Raw genomic sequence first — 17,950 nt, forward strand, 5'->3', positions numbered from 1 at the left:
TGCCCGCCGGCCTCCCGTCCCGGCGGGTAGCTTGAATCACCAAAACGCTGATTTGTGAATCCCCAACGATTCAGTCAGATGGGCTAACGCTCTAGAGCACACGTCCGTGCCCCGGACGCAGCGCAGCGCTCCTTCGGCGGTGCGCTGCAGAGCCGGGGCCCATCTCTCAACAGCATACCGTGTCGCTTTCTGGGTCCCGGCTCTGCGGAGCAGCGTTGCACGCTGCACCGCGTCCGGGACACGAGAGTGGGTGCTTACTTCTTCTTCCTGCTATCCAGCGCTGCCTTGCAGGTCGTGCTGAGCTGATCGCGCTTGCCGTTGAGGCAGGCCACGATGCCGCCGCCGGGCGCGATGCCGGAGCAGAATTTGTCGTAGTCCGCCTTGCATGCGCCGCGCGGATCGGCCGATTGTGCGGAAGCGGCCCCGGAGAGTGCGACGACGAATGCGATAGCGGCAAAGCTCAACTTGGACATTGTATCTCCGGTGTCGGGACGTGCGAGGCGATCAGCTCTACATGAAGATTGCGACATTCAACATCAACAACATCAACCGCCGCCTGCCCAATCTGCTCGCATGGATGCGCGCGGCGAAGCCGGATGTCGTCGCACTCCAGGAGTTGAAGGCAAGTGATGGCGAATTTCCGGCGACGGCAATCGAAAAGGCCGGCTACGGCGCAGTCTGGCGCGGACAGAAGACCTGGAACGGTGTCGCTATCCTCGCCCGCAACGCCCAGCCGGTGCTGACGCGCGACCGGCTGTCGGGACGGCCCGACGACCAAGAGGCGCGCTACATCGAAGCTGCCGTGCGCGGCATCATCGTCACCAGCATCTACTTGCCGAACGGCAATCCGCAGCCCGGGCCGAAGTTCGACTACAAGCTGGACTGGCTTGCGCGGCTGAGACGCCACGCCAAGACCTTCATCAAGCAGGAGCTGCCCGTCGTGCTCGCCGGCGACTTCAACGTTGCGCCTGATGAGATCGACATCTATCCGACGCGGTCATGGGACAAGGATGCGCTGATCCAGCCGAAAAGCCGTGCGGCGTTCGCCTCGCTTGTCGAGCAAGGCTGGTGCGATGCGATCCGTGAGCTGCACGGAGACAAGCGCATCTACACCTTCTGGGACTACAAGCGAAACCGCTGGCCGCGCGATGCGGGCCTCAGGCTCGACCATCTGCTGCTCAGCCCTACCCTCGTCTCACGCCTGGCAAAGGCCGGCGTCGACAAGAAGGTTCGTGGCGAGGATGGTGCGAGCGATCATGCTCCGGCCTGGGTGGTGCTGAAATAAGCGAGGTGCTGTAGGGTGGGCAAAGGCGCGCTTGCGCCGTGCCCACCATCCCATATCGATAAAGTATTGGTGGGCACGCTTCGCTTTGCCCATCCTACGAACGAGCGCCGTGGATCACCGCCCGTAATAATCCTGCACCGTGTCCCACGCCGCCTTCTGCAGCAATTGCACCGTCTCCTGATCGATCCCCATCGTGTAGGAATTGCCGACCGGCGAGCGGCCGGTCAGCGCGGCCAGCGTCACGCAGGCCGCGAGATAGGTGCCGGCGGGACTCGGATGCCGCTTGTCCGGCGCATAGAGATTGAGCTCCGGCTGCAGCTTGCGCACGCGCGCAAACGCGAGGCCCGCGGGGATGACCAGCATATCATTGGCATTGCCGGCGATCGTATAGGCCTCGGCCAGCCCTTCCGTCATTTCCGGCTTGTCGAGATAGGCCCAGGACATGAACAGCACCGGCCGCATGCCGTGGCCGCGAACAATCTCGCTGTCCTTCCTGGCGAAGGTCGTGAACGCGTCCTTCAGTTGCGGATGGATCGGACATTGGCTGCAATCCATCATCACGACGGCATCGAACTGTTTGCCCGGCTTGTTGAAGACGACAACGTTCTGGTCGTCGAAGGAATAAGCACCGAGACCGCCCGGCCGCAGCAGATTGTCCATGTCATGCCAGTCGAGGCCGGAGCCGCCGATCGTGGCCATGGTGTTGCGATAGGCACCCTTGTTGGCATCATCCGCAGCCCGCTCCATGAAGGAGAGATGCCCGGGCATGCCGTTGTTGTAATAGAAGAAGCTGTTGCCGACGAACAGCGCGGCCTTTGGAAAGTCCGGTCCGAGGGTCGTGACCTTCGGCTTCGTCTGCGCTTGCGCATCGAAGCCGGCTGCAAAGGCCAGACAAATCGCGAGCATCACTCGCGCAAAAAGACGCATCATAGCTTCCTCCCCTTTTTCTTGGGCCGGAAACAAATCAGCTTTCCCGGACGGCCTCAAGAGGACGATCGTGCAGGAGCTATGCGCGGGACTGCGCCCTTACCACAGGTTCTTGCCGTCGATCACATTCACCGGCACCGCTTCGAGATCGAAATCGTCGAACAGGCGCGCATTGACGCCGACCTTGGGATTGTCGAAATCGGGCTTGCCGGTCGACCAATCCGGCGATTCCGAGTATGTGCCGCAGCCACAGTTTGCGCAGAAATGATGTTTGACGGTGCGGCTGCCCCAGAGGTAGGTCGCCACGTTCTCCGGCGGTGACAGCAGTCGGAATTGCGCCGGCTTGTAATAGGCCCACAGCGCCCCGCGCTTGGCGCAGAGGGAACAGGTGCAACGCGTCACGCTCGATGGCGCCTCTGTCACCTCGAACACCGTCTCACCGCAATGACAGCTTGCCTCGATCGGCATGTCCCGCATCCTCCCTTTGTCAGGAGGTGGTCATAGCCCGCCACTGCTGCCAACATGCTGTCAGCAGCGAGCCGCCCGGCCAAAGGGTCTAGTTTGCGGACAGCCGCTTGGCGTTCGCGGCCACGTGCTCGCGATAGCGCTGGACGACCGAGGCCGGCGTCGCGCCCGCAAGCAGGCTCGCAAACGCTTCGAAAGCGGCAGCGATTTTCTCGCTCACCATCAGCACGGCCTCCTGCCCGGCCGCCTCGTCGCCATGACTGAGCCTCTCGCAGCGCAGCCGCACCACCTCGCTGGCCTCGACCGCAAGCATCGCGCCGGCATACCAGGGAAAGCCGTTGTCGGATCCGCCGAGCACCGCATGGCGGTCGAGGGCGGAGAAGCAATGGTGATCGGGCATCGCGGACCTCAAATTCTTTGAGCGAGCACTCCGATCAATACGCTTCAAATTCTAAGGATCAGGCCGGCGACCCGCTCGCATTGTGGATGCCTGCGACACGCGCGATTAACCAATGCCCTTGACGTCGCGATCTGGTCATCCTACTGGTCTAACCAAGGTCAGCTCAAGACGAGACGGGAATGGAACTCAGGCGGGCCGCCGAAGGCGAAAAGGGCTTCGAGAAGGTATTTGCCTTCTTGCGGGAGCAACTGCTCGCAGGCTCGCTAAAGCCCGGCGACCGCCTGATCTCCGAACGCGAGCTCGCCAGCCTCCTCGGCGTCAGCCGCCCCATCGTCCGCGAGGCGCTGCGCGCTCTCACCGTGCTCGGCATCGTCGAAATCCGCGACCGCATCGGCACCGTGGTGACGCGGCCTGACGTCTCGGTGCTCAACGACTTCTTCACCTTCGCCCTCGCCCAGCAGGCGGACATGGTCGACGACGTCATGCAGGCGCGCGTCGCGATCGAGTGTCAGGCGATCCGGCTCGCCTGCGAGCGCGCCAACATTGCCGATTTCGAGCGCCTCCAGCGCTCGCTTGCGAAGATCGAGGAGACCATCGACGAGGCGGACGCCGGCGGCATGGCCGACTTCGAATTCCATCGTTCCATCGTCCTGTCCTCGCACTCGGAAACGCTGACTGTCTTGCACAATTCGATGGCCGGTCTGCTGACGCATTCGCATCGCAGCCGCCGCGAGCTGGTGCAGGCCTTCCCGTCGATGAAGACTTATCTGATCGACGACCACCGCCGCATCTTCGAAGCAGTCATCGCGCGCGATCCCGAGCGCGCAGATGCAACGCTGCGCAAGCATTTTGCCATCGGCGACGAATACCGGCGGCGCGCCGTCGTCGGCGACATGGACAAGACCAGCGCCTCGCGCTGACCGCGAACAGACCAATCAAGAAACGGACGGGCAACATGGGACGGGATGACAAGGGCAGCGTCGGCTTCATCGGCGTTGGGACGATGGGCCTTGAGATGGTGCGCAACCTGTTGAAGGCCAGCCACACGGTCAGCGCCTTCGATCTCAACGAAGCCGCTGTGGCCGATATCGTCAAGGAAGGCGCGAGCCGCGCGAGAACTCCGGCAGACGCCGCGCAGCGCGCCGACATCGTCATAACGATGCTGCCCGACACGCCTCACGTCGAAGCGACCGTTTACGGCGAGAACGGTCTTTTGAAATCACCACCGCCCGGCAAACTGATCGTCGACATGAGCACGATCTCACCGGTCGCCGTGCGCCGCATCCATGCCGACCTGCAAAAGGTTGGCGTGAGCTTCATCGACGCGCCCGTCTCCGGCGGGCCGCTGGGCGCCAAGGACGCCGCGCTCTCCATCATGGCCGGCGGCGAGGCTGACGCCTTTGCCAAGGCCGAACCGTTCTTCCGCGCGATGGGCACCACCATCACGCATGCCGGCGACAGCGGCGCCGGCCAGACCGTCAAACTCTGCAATCAGCTCATCTGCGGCATCAACATCCAGGCGATCTGCGAAGCGCTCGCGCTCGGGCGCGCCTCGGGCGTCGATCTCGATCTGCTGCGCCGGGTGCTGCTCGGTGGCTCCGCTGCATCCTGGATGCTCGACGAGCTCGGCCCGTCCATGATCGCGGGCGATACCGGCGCCGGCTTTCGCATCGACCTGATGCTGAAGGACCTCCGCCTGGTGCAGGAGCATGCGCAGGCGCTGAACGTCCCCCTACCCGGCACTGCGCTCGTCACCAGCCAATATGTCGATGCACGCGCGCACGGCGAAGGAAGCAACGGCAACCAGGCGCTGTTTCGCGTCTACGACCGTATGACCAACCAGGTGACGGGTTGACCCGACGACGATGAGCCTCCAACTCGACTTCCCTGCAGTGCTGGAGCGATGGCCGAGCTTGCTCGGCGGTGCCGCGTTGACGCTGGAGTTGGCTTTCTTTGCTACTGTGCTCGGCGCCCTGTTCGGCACGCTCGCAGCCGTCGGCCGCAGCTCGCAGAGCTCGCTGATCGCGGGCGCCTGCAAGGTCTATGTCGAGTCCATCCGCAACACGCCACTGCTGGTGCAGATCTTCCTGGTCTATTTCGGCCTTGCTAGCTTGGGGTTGAAACTTTCGGCCTTCACGGTGGCAGTCGCGGCGCTGACCATCAACGTCGGCGCCTATACCGCCGAGATCATGCGCGCCGGCTTCGAGGCCATCCCGCGCGGGCAGATCGAGGCGGCCGAAGGGCTGGCGCTATCGCGCCTCCAGATCTACTGGCACATCATCCTGCTGCCGGCGATCGAGAAGGTTTATCCGGCCCTCACCAGCCAGTTCGTGCTGTTGATGCTGGCCTCCTCGGTCTGTTCGCAGATCTCGGCCGAAGAACTCACCGCGGTCGCCAACTACATCCAGTCCGACACCTACCGCGCTTTCGAGACCTACATCATCGTCGCCGTGCTCTACATCGCCCTGTCGCTGGTCATGCGCGCGGGTTTCTGGGGTCTCGGGCTTGTGCTGTTTCCGCGCCGGCGCCGGCTCGGCACGCCGCTGTGAGATGACCATGGGCGGACATCTCAACATCAATCATCTGACGTTCCTCGGCCAAGGCGCGCTGTGGACGATTGGTCTATCCGTGATCGCGCTGATCGGCGGCGGCATCGTCGGCTTTGCAATCGCGCTCGCGCGGATATCGCCGCTCAAATCCGTGCGGCTCGCCAGCGCCGTCTATGTCCAGCTGATCCAGGGCACGCCGCTGCTGGTCATCCTGTTCCTCGGCTATTTTGGCCTCGCCGCGATCGGCCTCAAGGTCTCGTCACTCACCGCCGCCGGCGCCTCGCTGACGCTGTATGTCGCCGCCTATCTCGGCGAGATCTGGCGCGGCTGCATCCAGTCCGTGCCGAAGCCGCAATGGGAGGCGGCTGAAGGCCTGGCGCTGAGCCGGACCCAGCGCATGATGAAGGTGATCCTGCCGCAGGCCATCCGCATCGCGACGCCTCCGACCGTCGGATTCATGGTGCAAATCGTCAAGAACACCTCGCTCGCCTCCGTCGTCGGCTTCGTCGAGCTGATGCGCTCCGGCCAGATCGTCAACAACTCGCTGTTCGAACCGTTCGCCATCTACGCGATCATCGCCGTCGTCTATTTCGCCATGTGTTATCCCCTGTCGCTGTTCAGCCAGAAGCTCGAACGGCGCATGGGACGTGGCAGGTCCAACCTCGCGCCAGCCTGACATGCAGCAAAACACCCCCTCGCCCGAACCCATCGTGTCGCTCCGCGACGTGCAGAAGAGCTTTGGCCCGCTCCGGGTGCTCGATGGCGTCAGCTTCGCCGTCGAGCGCGGCGAGGTGCTGGCGCTGATCGGCCGCTCCGGCTCCGGCAAGAGCACGGCGCTGCGCTGCATTGATCGCTTTGAAAAGGTCGATGGCGGCGAGATCGTGGTCTGCGGACACCGGGTCGACCGGCCCGACGTCGACCTCCGCGCGCTGCGACAGGACGTCGGCATCGTGTTCCAGAGCTACAATCTGTTTCCGCACCTGACGATCGAGCAGAACATCACGCTTGCGCCTTGCGCGGTGAAGGGCATGGCAACATCGCAAGCGAAGGACCTCGCGCGCAAGGTGCTGGCGCAGGTCGGACTCGAAGAGAAGCTGCTCGCTTATCCCGAGCAGCTCTCGGGCGGCCAGCAGCAGCGCGCCGCGATCGCCCGCTCGCTGGCGATGCAGCCGAAGGTCATGCTGTTCGACGAAGTCACCTCGGCGCTCGATCCGGAGCTCACCGCCGAAGTGCTGAGGGTGATCGAGCAGCTCGCGGCCGACGGCATGACCATGGTGATGGTCACCCACGAGATGGGGTTTGCCAAAGGCATCGCCGACCGGATCGTGTTCATGCATCGCGGCAAGGTCCACGAGACCGGACCCGCCTCGATCCTGACGTCGCCGACGACCCCCGAGCTCACGCAATTCGTGGGCACGGGAAACTTAAAATCATAACAGGGAGAGGAGAACTAGGGATGACCAATAAAACATTGCTGGCCGCTGCTGCCGCGCTATGCGGCCTCGTCATGATATCAGCAACGCCCGCATCAGCCGACCTGCTCGACGACATCATGCAGGCCAAGAAGATCCGCATTTCGACGGACGTCGCCATTCCGCCGTCGGGCATGATGGATTCCAGCATGAAGCCGATCGGCTCCGATGTCGAAGTGGCGCAGCTGCTTGCCAAGGACTGGGGGCTCGAGCTCGAATTTGTTCAGACCACGGGCGCGACGCGTATTCCGAACGTCCTGACCGGCAAGGCCGACATCATCATCTCGACCCTGTCGGTGACACCCGAGCGTGCCAAGGTCATCGATTTCAGCAAGCGTTACGCCACGCTGCAGTCCGACATTGGCTGCCTGAAGTCGCTGAATATCAAGGACTGGCCCGACCTCAAGGACAAGTCGATCGGCGTTTCGCGCGGCACCACGCAGGACACCACCCTGTCCAACATGAAGGACAAGGACCTCAAAATCGCCCGCTACGACGACGACGCCACCATGGTGACGGCCGCCGTCTCGGGCCAGGTCGACTGCGTCGCCTCGTCCGCGACGATCATCAACCAGATCGGCGTGAAGAACCCCGCGCGCGTGTTCGAGTCCAGGATTCCGCTGGCAACCTTCGATCTCGCCATCGGCCTGAAGAAGGGCGAGCAGCGCCTGATGGACAAGCTCAACGTCTGGATCACCGAAAACGTCAAGAACGGCAAGCTCAACGCGATCTACAAGAAATTCCACGGCGTCGAACTGCCGCCCGACATGCGTAGCTAGGACCAGAAATAGTCGTGACGGCCACTCGCGGCTGTCACGACCTATGCAAAATCAAGAAGGACATCACATGCGTCTCGTCATCGGATCCGACCACGCCGGCTGGCCGCTCAAGCAGACCGTCATCGACCATATCCGCAAGCTTGGCCACGACATCGTCGACATCGGCTCCTACGACGACAAGCCGGTCGACTTCCCCGACATCGCACGCGCCGTGGCGCAGAAGGTGACGTCGGGCGAAGCCGCGCGCGGCATCATGGTCTGCGGCACCGGCGTCGGCGCCTCGATCGCAGCCAACAAGATGAAGGGCATCCGCGCCGCGGTCTGCCATGATATCCACTCCGCCCATCAGAGCGTCGAGCACGACGACGTCAACGTGATGTGCATCGGCGCGCAGATCGTCGGGGCATGGCTCGCCGTCGATCTCGTCTCCTCCTACCTGTCCGCGGAATTCTCCACCGACGAGGATTTCCGCCGCCGCGTCGAGAAGCTGCGCGTCATGGACGAACAAGGCTGACGGCCTGCCTGCCATGCGCAAAGCGATCGGTTCCCCCGCCTAACATGGATCGCCCACATTGCTGGCCGCGGCTAAACTCCTCCGATTCGTGGAGAGTCATTTGGCCTTTCTTTTCGTCCTCGCCGTCGGCCTCGTCGCCGGCACCATCTCAGGCATCGTCGGCACGGGATCGTCGATCATGCTGATGCCTGTGCTGGTCTATGCCTATGGGCCGAAGGAAGCCGTGCCGATCATGGCGGTCGCCTCCGTGATGGCGAATTTTTCACGGATCCTGGCGTGGTGGCGCGAGGTCGACTGGCGGGCCTGTCTGGCCTATTCGGTCACGGGCATTCCGGCTGCGGTGCTGGGCGCACGGACGCTGCTCGCCCTGCCCTCGCATGCCGTCGATCTCGCCATCGGCATGTTCCTGATCGCGATGGTGCCGGTGCGGCACTGGCTGGCGCGGCACGACCTCAAGGCCAATCTCTGGCATCTCGCGATCGGCGGCGCGATCATCGGCTATCTCACCGGCATCGTGGTCTCGACCGGCCCGCTCAGTGTACCGCTGTTCCTGTTCTACGGCCTTTCCAAAGGCGCCTTTCTCGCGACCGAGGCCGCCGCCTCGCTTGGTCTCTACTTCGCCAAATCCGTGACGTTCGAACGTTTCGGCGCCCTCACGCAGGAGGTCTTCATCAAGGGTCTGGTCGCGGGCTCGTCACTGATGGCCGGCGCTTTCATCGCAAAACGCTTCGTGCTGCACCTGAAGCCCGAGATGTTCCGCCTGGTGATGGACGCGATCATGATCGCAGCCGGACTCTCGATGCTGTGGACCGCTATTCAAACGTGAGGGTTACGCACCCTCGCACTGGAGTTTCGGCCCGAGATGTCGTTGAGGATCGGAGTGATCTCAGACACGCACGGTCTCCTGAGGCCGGAGGCAGAACAATGCCTTGCCGGAGTCTCGCACATCATCCACGCCGGCGATATCGGCGCGCCGGACGTTCTGGAACGGCTCCGGCGAATTGCGCCCGTCACCGCGATTAGAGGAAATGTCGATGTCGGCAACTGGGCGAAGCACTATCCTGAAACCGAAACGCTCCTCCTCGGCGGCCGCTGCTTCTATCTCTTGCACGATCTCAAGGCTCTACAGATCGACCCGGCGGCTCACGACATTGACGCCGTGATTTCCGGTCACTCGCATCGGGTGCAGATCAACAGGATCAACGGAATGCTGTTCTTGAACCCGGGAAGCGCCGGCCCGAGGCGCTTCAAATTGCCGGTCACATTGGCAACGCTCGATCTGGATGACGCCGGCGTTCTGCGGCCTGAGATTCATGACCTCGACAGGTGAGAGCGATGGGGTATATCCGAAGCAAGCTTGGATCATCACCGCGTGGAGCCGCCCAATGAAAGGCAGAAATCCTCGATAATCGAGACCAGCGCATCAGGCGATTCCAGCATCGACAAGTGCCCCGTGCCGGGCAGCTCACGCATGACGGCTCGCGGAACTCGGGAGAGCAATTCTGCTCTTAGCAAGTCGGGGCTATCCACACGGTCCAATTCACCAGCAACCACAATCGTGGGAACGCTGGTCGCGCCGACCTGAGCCGTGATGTCTTCCAGGCTGGTGGCTCTCGGCCAGGCAATCTTCGCCGGAGCCGCGCCGCGCAGACTGTCCGTTATCGCCTGTTCGCGATCCGCGGCGGAGAGCGGTTTGGCTGTCAACACATTGTCTATGGCCGCCTCCACGGCTTGGCGCGAGGCGTACGACCCAGCCATCATCTCGCGCGCGTCCGCCGGCATCGTCATGGGTTGAGGCGGAGACGGCGCTACGAGAATGAGGCCGGCCAGCCCAGCGGGCCGACGGGATGCCATGAGCTGGGCAACCTTGCCGCCCATGGAATGCCCGATGAGCACATAGCGCTTCAGCTGGAGTGCCTGGATCACTCCTTCGGCATCAGCCGCAAGATCGGCCAAAGCATATCCATCGCTTGGCGCATCGGACTCGCCCCAGCCGCGATGATCGATAGCGACGGTGCGAAAGTGCGGCGCCAGCTTGGCAGTGACGTGCTTCCAGGTGCGGGATGAGCCGCCCCAGTAATGCAAAAACACAAGTGACAGATTGCCGCCGCCGCGCTCTTCAACGTTCAGTTCCAAGCCATTCGAGGCGACTTTCATCGTGATCTCCTTTTTTCCGAGCCAACCGGGGATCGGTCGGACGACGAACGGAGATAATTGCCGTTGGATCGATCGATAATCGGCCTAATTTTATCGGCACCTGATAATGGGATTATCAGATCGGAGCTTTCATGGATCGGTTCATCAGCATGGCGGTATTCGTCGCCGCGGTCGAAGAGGGCAGTCTTGTAGGTGCTGCCGGGCGCTTCGGCCTGTCGCCTTCAATGGCAGGTAAGCATGTTTCTGCGATCGAGGAGCAATTGAAGGTGCGGCTGCTTCAGCGGAGCACGCGCATGCTGACGCTGACCGACGTGGGACGGTCCTATTACACACGGTGCAAGCACATACTCGAAGAATACGAGGATGCGAATAGGGAGGCTCGGGATGCGCAGCAGACAGTGCGCGGAATGCTGCGCGTTGCCGCACCGACCACCTTCGGAACCATGCATCTCGGCAGCGTTGTGGCGAGCTATCTGGCCGCATATCCCGACGTCGCGGTTGAGACCGTGCTTAGCGACCGCTATGTCGACTTGCTGGCGGATCGTATCGATGTGGCCATTCGCATCGGGCTGTTGGAAGATTCCGATCTTGTGGCCCGACGGCTTGCCCCGTGCCGCATGGTATTCTGCGCAGCGCCATCTTTTGTGTCGTGGCACGGCGCGCCGAAAGACGTTGAGCAACTCCGCCAAGCTCCACGACTCGCATTCACTGAAGCTGTTTCAGCCGGCGATTGGACGGTTACAGATCCTTGCGGCAACACTCATGTCATCAACGGCCCGGTGCGGCTGGCCGCGAATAACATGCAAATGCTACTGGCTGCGGCATTGGCGGGAACGGGCGTGGCCTACGGACCCAGCTTCGTGTTCGGAGAGTCTGTCGCCGCGGGAACCCTGCAAGTCTTGATGTCAGACCACAAGACGCCGGAACTGGCGATACATGCCGTCTACCCAACCAAACGGCACGTGTCCTTGAAACTTCGTCGGTTTATCGAGCATCTGAGCGCCAGTTTGGGAGACATGCCACCCTGGGATCTCATGCTTAGGACCTGAGGTTTCAGACAATCCGATAGGCTCTCCCCAGAGACGCCGCTAACTGGGTCCCGCTTTCAAGGTCCGCAAGGCCAGGACGAAGAAGGATCGCCGATCAGCGGCTGCTCTCCCGTGACGCGCATGGGCATCTGGCAAACTGACAATTGCCGGGATGTCCCCAAATTCGGCCCTGAAGACAGTAGCGATCTTCCGCGACTATCCGTGCTATCACCAAATCCGAGCCCCTCGAATCCCCCTCCCCATGGCCAAGAACACGCTTTCCTTTGTCTGCCAGAACTGCGGCGCGGCCTATAACCGCTGGCAGGGCAAGTGCGAGTCCTGCGGCGAGTGGAATACGCTGGCCGAGGAGGACGCGACCGGCAGCGTGCCGGTCTCGATCCGCTCCAAGCGCAAGGGTCGCACGTTTGCGCTGGAGAGCCTCGCGGGAAAAAGCCCAGACGCACCGCGCCTGTCCTCGGGCATGACCGAGCTCGACCGCGTCGCCGGCGGCGGTTTCGTGCGCGGCTCGGTGCTGCTTGTCGGCGGCGATCCAGGCATCGGCAAGTCGACATTGCTGACACAGGCGACCAGCCTGATGGCGCGCGCCGGCCACCGCATCGTCTACATCTCCGGCGAAGAAGCCATCGCCCAGGTGCGGCTGCGCGCCGAACGGCTCGGGCTGTCGGATGCGCCCGTGCAGCTCGCGGCCGAGACCTCGGTCGAGGACATCGTATCAACCTTGTCGGAAGGCGCCGTCCCCCGGCTGATCGTGATCGACTCGATCCAGACGATGTGGACCGACACGGTGGAATCGGCGCCCGGCACGGTCACGCAAGTGCGCGCCTCGGCGCAGGCGCTGATTCGGTTCGCCAAGAAAACCGGCGCGGCCATCATCCTGGTCGGCCACGTCACCAAGGACGGCCAGATCGCCGGCCCCCGCGTCGTCGAGCACATGGTCGATGCCGTGATGTCGTTCGAGGGCGAAGGCTCGCAGCAATTCCGAATCTTACGCGCCGTCAAGAACCGCTTCGGCCCGACCGACGAGATCGGCGTGTTCGAGATGACCGGGCTCGGCCTGCGCGAGGTCACCAACCCCTCCGAGCTGTTCCTGTCGGAGCGCGATCTCGGCACGCCCGGCACCGCAGTCTTCGCGGGTATCGAGGGCACGCGGCCCGTTCTGGTCGAATTGCAGGCGCTGGTGGCCCCGACCTCGCTCGGCACCCCGCGCCGCGCCGTGGTCGGCTGGGATCAGAGCCGGCTCTCGATGGTGCTGGCGGTGCTGGAAGCGCATTGCGGGGTCAAGCTGTCCGGCCACGACGTCTATCTGAACGTCGCGGGCGGCCTGCGCATTCACGAGCCGGCAGCTGATATGGCCGCTGCGGCCGCGCTGGTTTCATCCCTGGTTAATGCGCAGTTACCCACCGATGCCGTTTATTTCGGCGAGATTTCACTCTCCGGCGTCATCCGCCCGGTGGCACAGACCCCGGCCCGGCTCAAGGAAGCGGTCAAGCTCGGCTTCAAACGCGCCGTGCTGCCCGAATCGGCCCGGGGCGCCGAGGCCAGCGGTGACGCGGGGTTGACCCTGAACGCGGTCAACAGCCTGACCACGCTGGTCGCCGAAATCGCCGCCAAGGGCTCCCGCCGCGGCGACTCGAGCCCGCCGGCGGAGAAAAATGCCACACCGGCAAGATTCCGCCGTGGAGAGGGGTAGCTAGAGGTGACGTCAAGCGCCCCCACAGCTATACAGCCGTCACAAAAGCAGCATGGGATTGCGTGGTTGCGGCCTTGCCGGAAGCGCCGTCTGCCCCTCTTTTAGGGCGGCGGCCAAACACCGATTCGCTGAGCATCCTTTGAGAGTACGAGCGGACCAGACCAGCCGATGCCAGTTACACTCCTCGACCTGATCCTGCTCGGTGTGATGCTGATCTCGGGCCTGCTCGCGATGGTTCGCGGCTTCATGCGCGAAATCCTCTCGATCGCAGCCTGGGGCACGGCGGCAATCGTGACTCTGTACTCTTTCTCCAAGCTGCTGCCGACCGCCAAGACCTATTTCAACAACGACACCGTCGCGAGCGTGGTCGTGGTCGCCGGTGTGTTCGTCGGTACCCTGGTCGTGGTCTCCGTGATCACGGTCCGGATCTCCGACATGATCCTGGATTCGCGCATTGGCGCGCTGGATCGCACCCTCGGCTTCCTGTTCGGCCTGGCTCGCGGGCTCTTAATTGTCGTGGTGGCCTTCCTGTTCTTCACCTGGCTGGTGCCGGACAAGCAGCGCCCGGATTGGGTCACGGGGGCCAAGTCCCGCGTGGTGCTCCAGGGAACCGGGGATTGGCTGATGTCCCTCTTGCCTGACGACCCCGAGAACACCATCTTGAAGAGATTCAAGAAAAACAAACCAGATGATGATCAAGCTGATACCGAGCAGCAGCCTTCGGGCAGTGGCGACGGATACAGTAAACCTGCTCGTGACAGCATGAAGAAGCTGATCGAGAAACCTGCGGCGCGTTGATTGAGCCAACAGAGAGGCGCGGACGAGATGCGACACCCTGACCAGGACGCCCAACTTGATCTCGATACCGGCCCGGCCGCGCTAGAGCTTCAGGACGACCTGGAGGGAGATACGCTGCGCGAGGAATGCGGCGTCTTCGGCATCTATGGACACCCGGACGCCGCCGCCATCACGGCGCTCGGCCTTCACGCCCTTCAGCACCGCGGCCAGGAAGCCGCCGGCATCGTCTCCTACGACGGCAGCCGCTTTCACTCAGAACGCCGCCTCGGCCTGGTCGGCGACACCTTCTCCCGCCGCGAGGTGATCGACCGCCTGCCCGGCAACATGGCGGTCGGCCATGTCCGTTATTCCACGACCGGCGCAACCATCTTGCGCAACGTGCAGCCGCTGTTCGCCGAGCTCAATGCCGGCGGCCTCGCGGTCGCCCACAACGGCAACCTCACCAACGGCCTGACGCTGCGCCGCGAGCTCGTGATGCACGGCGCGATGATGCAGTCGACCACCGACACCGAGGTGATCCTGCATCTGGTCGCACGCTCCAGGCGCGCCCGCTTCATCGAGCGCTATATCGATGCGCTGCGCGAGATCGAGGGCGCCTACGCGCTGGTCTCGCTCACCAACAAGAAGCTGGTCGGCGCGCGCGACCCGCGCGGCATCCGTCCGCTGGTGCTTGGCGAGCTCGACGGCTGCCCGATCCTGACGTCCGAGACCTGCGCGCTCGACATCATCGGCGCCCGCTTCGTCCGCGACATCGAGGCCGGCGAAGTCATCGTGTTCGACGAGAACGGCCAGGACATCCACAAGCCGTTCCCGCCGATCGCGCCACGTCCCTGCATCTTCGAATACATCTATTTCTCGCGTCCGGATTCCATCGTCCACGGCCGCTCGGTCTACGAGGTGCGCAAGGCCTTTGGCGCGCAGCTCGCGCGCGAAAGCCATGTGCCGATCGACGTCGTCGTGCCGGTGCCGGATTCCGGCGTGCCCGCTGCGATCGGCTACAGCCAGCATTCCGGCGTGCCGTTCGAGCTCGGCATCATCCGCAACCACTATGTCGGCCGCACCTTCATCCAGCCGACGCAGGCGATCCGCGAATCCGGCGTGCGCATGAAGCATTCGGCCAACCGCGCCGCGATCGAAGGCAAGCGCATCATCCTGATCGACGACTCGCTGGTGCGCGGCACCACCTCGAAGAAGATCGTGCGCATGATGCGCGATGCCGGCGCGAAGGAGGTGCATTTCCGCCTCGCCTCGCCGCCGATCCTCTATCCCGATTATTACGGCATCGATCTGCCCGACCGTGGCGGCCTGCTGGCCGCGACGCACTCGCTGGAGGAGATGCGCGAGATCATCGGAGCCGACTCGCTCGCGTTCCTGTCGATCGACGGCATGTACCGCGCCATGGGCGAGCCAGGCCGCGATCCCGCCAATCCGAAGTTCTCGGATCACTGCTTTACCGGCGCCTATCCGACCCACCTCACCGACCAGACCCAGACCGAGCCGCAACCGCGGCAGCTGTCGTTGCTGGCGGAGGCGAGCTGACGGCGAAGGCGTCATCCCGGGGCGTGCGACAGCGCGAACTATGGTGCGCAATTGCGCACCTGAGGATCTCGAGATTCCGGGTTCGGTCCTGCGGACCGCCCCGGAATGACGTCGTGGTGGGGGCTTGTCCCGGCCACCCACGCCTGTAAAACCCCCGCCATGACACTTCCCCTCGCTGACCGCATCGCTCTCGTCACCGGCGCCTCGCGCGGCATCGGTTTTGCTACGGCGCTCGCGCTGGCGAAGGCCGGTGCGCATATCGTTGCAACCGCACGCACCCAGGGCGGGCTCGAGGAGCTCGACGACGAGATCCGCAAAGCGGGCGGCAACAGCGCCACGCTGGTTCCGCTCAACCTCACCGATTCCGATGGCATCGCACGGCTCGGCGCGGGCCTGCATGAGCGGTACGGCAAGCTCGACATCCTCGTCGGCAATGCCGGCGTGCTCGGTCCCTCCTCGCCGGTCGGCCATATCGAGCTCAATACGTTCAACGACGTCATGGCCGTCAACGTCTCCGCGAACTTCCAGCTGATCCGCTGCATGGAGCCGTTGCTGAGGCAGTCCGATGCCGGCCGCGCCGTATTCATCACCTCGGGCGCCGCCAACAAGGCGACCGCCTATGTCAGCCCCTACGCCGCCTCCAAGGCCGCGCTGGAGACGCTGGCGCGCGCCTGGGCGCAGGAGACCGCAAACACGCCGCTGCGCGTCAACCTGTTCAACCCGGGCCCGATCCGCACCCGCATGCGCGCAACCCTGATGCCGGGCGAAGATCCCACGACGCTTGAGACCCCCGAGCAGGTCGCCGCGTTCATCGTCCCGCTGTGCGCGCCCGGCTGGACCGAGACCGGCAAATTCTACGACTACAAGACGCGCACCCTGATGAGCTTCCGTGCACCGGCCTGATTGACTTGATCACCTCCCCGCGATTGACTGCCCGCGCTCAAGCGGCAGCAAGCCGCAAGCCAAAAAAGGGAGGTTGCCATGGCGCCATGGCATGATCGCGCAGGGCTTCATCGCACGGGGCTTGATCGTGCAGGCCTCAACCATGCGGTTGCACGCGTCTCTCACGCTTTCTCCATCCTGATTGCAGCCATCGCATTCGCGTTTCCGAACGTTGCCAAAGCCGGCGACGTGCCGACCTTCGCGGTCGATGCGTCCTGGCCGAAGCAACTCCCGAACAACTGGATCCTCGGCCAGGTCGGCGGCATTACCGTCGACTGGCAGGGCCATATCTGGATGATCCATCGCCCGCGCTCGCTCACTGACGACGAGAAAGGCGCAAGCCTCAACCCACCTCGTTCGAAGTGCTGCGTCTCGGCGCCGCCCGTGCTCGAATTTGATGCCGACGGCAATCTGCTGCGGTCCTGGGGCGGGCCCGGCACCGGCTATGAATGGGTCGGCCGCGAGCACGGCATCGAGATCGATCCGGCAGGCTTCGTCTGGATCGGCGGCAATGCCGACAACGACAACGCGATCCTGAAATTCACGCTCGACGGCAAGTTCGTGGCCCAGATCGGCAAGATCGCGCCGAGCCTCGGAAGTAACGACACGACGCAGCTCGGTAAGCCCGCCGAAACCGCGCTCGACAAGGACGCCAACGAGATCTACGTCGCCGACGGCTATAGCAACCGCCGCGTCATCGTGTTCGATGCAACCACGCTCGCCTACAAGCGGCACTGGGGCGCCTACGGCAACAAGCCCGACGACAGCAAGCAGGCAGCCTATGATCCCAAGGCCCCGATCTCGCAGCAATTCGGCAATCCCGTGCACTGCGTGAAGATTGCCAATGACGGCCTCGTCTACGTCTGCGACCGCATCAACAACCGCATCCAGGTGTTCAAAAAGGACGGTACTTTCGTCAAGGAGTTCTTGTTCGAGAAGAACACGCTCGGCAACGGCGCGGTGTGGGACATCGCGATCTGGCCCGATCCGAAGCAGACCTGGCTGCTCAGCGCCGATGGCGAGAACAACGAGATCAGGGTGCTCAAGCGCGAGGACGGCAGCGTCGTCGGCAGCTTTGGCCACAACGGGCGCAATGCCGGGCAATTCCACTGGGTGCATGCTATGGCGGTCGATGCCGGGGGTAACGTCTATACCGCCGAGGTCGACACCGGAAAGCGCATCCAGAAATTCAAGCTGACCTCGGACGCGCTCAAATAGCAATTCAACGCATTTTGCCCAAAGGTTAACCGACGGATGACGCCACGACACGGCGTCATCCGGCTTTAGGCGCATTGCCGCCGTCCCCGGGACAGGCTACGGAATCGGCCGGACCAAGGCTTCATCCAAGAGAGCCGTCCGCATATTTGACAATGGAGGAAACCTT

21 protein-coding genes are annotated in these 17,950 nt (G+C 63.4%); 16 read left to right on the forward strand and 5 right to left on the reverse strand.

Features of this window, described 5'->3' with window-relative positions:
- Positions 1–254 precede the first annotated feature (254 nt).
- Complete coding sequence (locus tag ABID59_RS25510; RefSeq protein ID WP_354036068.1) at positions 255–473, reverse strand: cysteine rich repeat-containing protein; 219 nt, start codon at positions 471–473, stop codon at positions 255–257.
- A 41-nt stretch (positions 474–514) separates the two neighbouring features.
- On the opposite strand from ABID59_RS25510, the gene ABID59_RS25515 reads away from it, so the two are divergent.
- Positions 515–1,285: an exodeoxyribonuclease III gene (locus tag ABID59_RS25515; RefSeq protein ID WP_354085210.1), complete on the forward strand. Its 771-nt coding sequence runs from the start codon at positions 515–517 to the stop codon at positions 1,283–1,285.
- 114 nt (positions 1,286–1,399) lie between these two features.
- Here ABID59_RS25515 and ABID59_RS25520 read toward each other — a convergent pair whose 3' ends face one another.
- The 3 genes from ABID59_RS25520 to ABID59_RS25530 form a co-directional block, all read right to left on the reverse strand.
- Positions 1,400–2,215, reverse strand: a complete 816-nt coding sequence (locus tag ABID59_RS25520) for a DUF4886 domain-containing protein (protein ID WP_354036177.1) — start codon at positions 2,213–2,215, stop codon at positions 1,400–1,402.
- A gap of 96 nt (positions 2,216–2,311) precedes the next feature.
- Positions 2,312–2,680, reverse strand: a complete 369-nt coding sequence (locus tag ABID59_RS25525; RefSeq protein WP_354036066.1) for a GFA family protein — start codon at positions 2,678–2,680, stop codon at positions 2,312–2,314.
- Positions 2,681–2,768: 88 nt separating this feature from the next.
- Positions 2,769–3,077 (reverse strand): hypothetical protein, encoded by a 309-nt coding sequence (locus tag ABID59_RS25530; RefSeq protein WP_148752926.1) that lies wholly within the window; start codon positions 3,075–3,077, stop codon positions 2,769–2,771.
- 179 nt (positions 3,078–3,256) lie between these two features.
- Between ABID59_RS25530 and ABID59_RS25535 the strand changes: the two genes are divergently transcribed.
- From ABID59_RS25535 to ABID59_RS25575, 9 genes are all read left to right on the forward strand, one after another.
- Positions 3,257–3,997 carry a FadR/GntR family transcriptional regulator gene (locus ABID59_RS25535; RefSeq protein ID WP_354085211.1) on the forward strand — a complete coding sequence of 247 codons (741 nt, stop codon included), beginning with the start codon at positions 3,257–3,259 and terminating at the stop codon, positions 3,995–3,997.
- Between the two features lie 35 nt (positions 3,998–4,032).
- Entirely contained in the window at positions 4,033–4,932 is a 900-nt protein-coding gene (locus ABID59_RS25540; RefSeq protein ID WP_354085212.1) for an NAD(P)-dependent oxidoreductase, read from the forward strand.
- Positions 4,933–4,942: 10 nt separating this feature from the next.
- The gene (locus ABID59_RS25545) at positions 4,943–5,626 is read left to right on the forward strand and encodes an amino acid ABC transporter permease (protein ID WP_354036064.1); all 684 of its coding nucleotides are present in this window, start codon (positions 4,943–4,945) and stop codon (positions 5,624–5,626) included.
- Between the two features lie 7 nt (positions 5,627–5,633).
- On the forward strand, positions 5,634–6,302 hold the full coding sequence (locus ABID59_RS25550; protein WP_354085213.1) for an amino acid ABC transporter permease: 669 nt from the start codon (positions 5,634–5,636) through the stop codon (positions 6,300–6,302).
- A gap of 1 nt (position 6,303) precedes the next feature.
- Complete coding sequence (locus ABID59_RS25555; protein ID WP_354085214.1) at positions 6,304–7,062, forward strand: amino acid ABC transporter ATP-binding protein; 759 nt, start codon at positions 6,304–6,306, stop codon at positions 7,060–7,062.
- A 20-nt stretch (positions 7,063–7,082) separates the two neighbouring features.
- Positions 7,083–7,877, forward strand: coding sequence for a transporter substrate-binding domain-containing protein (locus ABID59_RS25560; RefSeq protein ID WP_354085215.1), 795 nt, complete (start codon positions 7,083–7,085; stop codon positions 7,875–7,877).
- Positions 7,878–7,944: 67 nt separating this feature from the next.
- Positions 7,945–8,391: a ribose 5-phosphate isomerase B gene (gene rpiB / locus ABID59_RS25565; protein WP_148752919.1), complete on the forward strand. Its 447-nt coding sequence runs from the start codon at positions 7,945–7,947 to the stop codon at positions 8,389–8,391.
- A 100-nt stretch (positions 8,392–8,491) separates the two neighbouring features.
- Complete coding sequence (locus ABID59_RS25570; protein WP_148752918.1) at positions 8,492–9,217, forward strand: sulfite exporter TauE/SafE family protein; 726 nt, start codon at positions 8,492–8,494, stop codon at positions 9,215–9,217.
- Positions 9,218–9,253: 36 nt separating this feature from the next.
- On the forward strand, positions 9,254–9,721 hold the full coding sequence (locus ABID59_RS25575) for a metallophosphoesterase family protein (protein WP_354085216.1): 468 nt from the start codon (positions 9,254–9,256) through the stop codon (positions 9,719–9,721).
- Positions 9,722–9,756: 35 nt separating this feature from the next.
- On the opposite strand, the gene ABID59_RS25580 is transcribed toward ABID59_RS25575, so the two are convergent.
- On the reverse strand, positions 9,757–10,548 hold the full coding sequence (locus tag ABID59_RS25580) for an alpha/beta fold hydrolase (protein ID WP_354085217.1): 792 nt from the start codon (positions 10,546–10,548) through the stop codon (positions 9,757–9,759).
- A gap of 131 nt (positions 10,549–10,679) precedes the next feature.
- On the opposite strand from ABID59_RS25580, the gene ABID59_RS25585 reads away from it, so the two are divergent.
- The 6 genes from ABID59_RS25585 to ABID59_RS25610 all read left to right on the forward strand — a co-directional run bounded on the left by ABID59_RS25585 (position 10,680) and on the right by ABID59_RS25610 (position 17,784).
- Entirely contained in the window at positions 10,680–11,597 is a 918-nt protein-coding gene (locus ABID59_RS25585; protein WP_354085218.1) for a LysR family transcriptional regulator, read from the forward strand.
- Positions 11,598–11,838: 241 nt separating this feature from the next.
- A complete protein-coding gene (radA, locus tag ABID59_RS25590) occupies positions 11,839–13,287 on the forward strand; it encodes a DNA repair protein RadA (protein ID WP_148752914.1) in 1,449 nt (482 codons plus the stop codon).
- A gap of 168 nt (positions 13,288–13,455) precedes the next feature.
- Positions 13,456–14,085: a CvpA family protein gene (locus ABID59_RS25595; protein WP_148752913.1), complete on the forward strand. Its 630-nt coding sequence runs from the start codon at positions 13,456–13,458 to the stop codon at positions 14,083–14,085.
- A 27-nt stretch (positions 14,086–14,112) separates the two neighbouring features.
- Entirely contained in the window at positions 14,113–15,624 is a 1,512-nt protein-coding gene (gene purF / locus ABID59_RS25600) for an amidophosphoribosyltransferase (protein ID WP_354085219.1), read from the forward strand.
- 159 nt (positions 15,625–15,783) lie between these two features.
- Entirely contained in the window at positions 15,784–16,527 is a 744-nt protein-coding gene (locus ABID59_RS25605) for an SDR family NAD(P)-dependent oxidoreductase (RefSeq protein ID WP_148752911.1), read from the forward strand.
- 78 nt (positions 16,528–16,605) lie between these two features.
- The gene (locus ABID59_RS25610; protein ID WP_354085220.1) at positions 16,606–17,784 is read left to right on the forward strand and encodes an NHL repeat-containing protein; all 1,179 of its coding nucleotides are present in this window, start codon (positions 16,606–16,608) and stop codon (positions 17,782–17,784) included.
- Positions 17,785–17,950: the final 166 nt, after the last annotated feature.

Source organism: Bradyrhizobium sp. S3.3.6 (assembly GCF_040546905.1).
GTDB classification, from domain to species: Bacteria; Pseudomonadota; Alphaproteobacteria; order Rhizobiales; family Xanthobacteraceae; genus Bradyrhizobium; species Bradyrhizobium cytisi.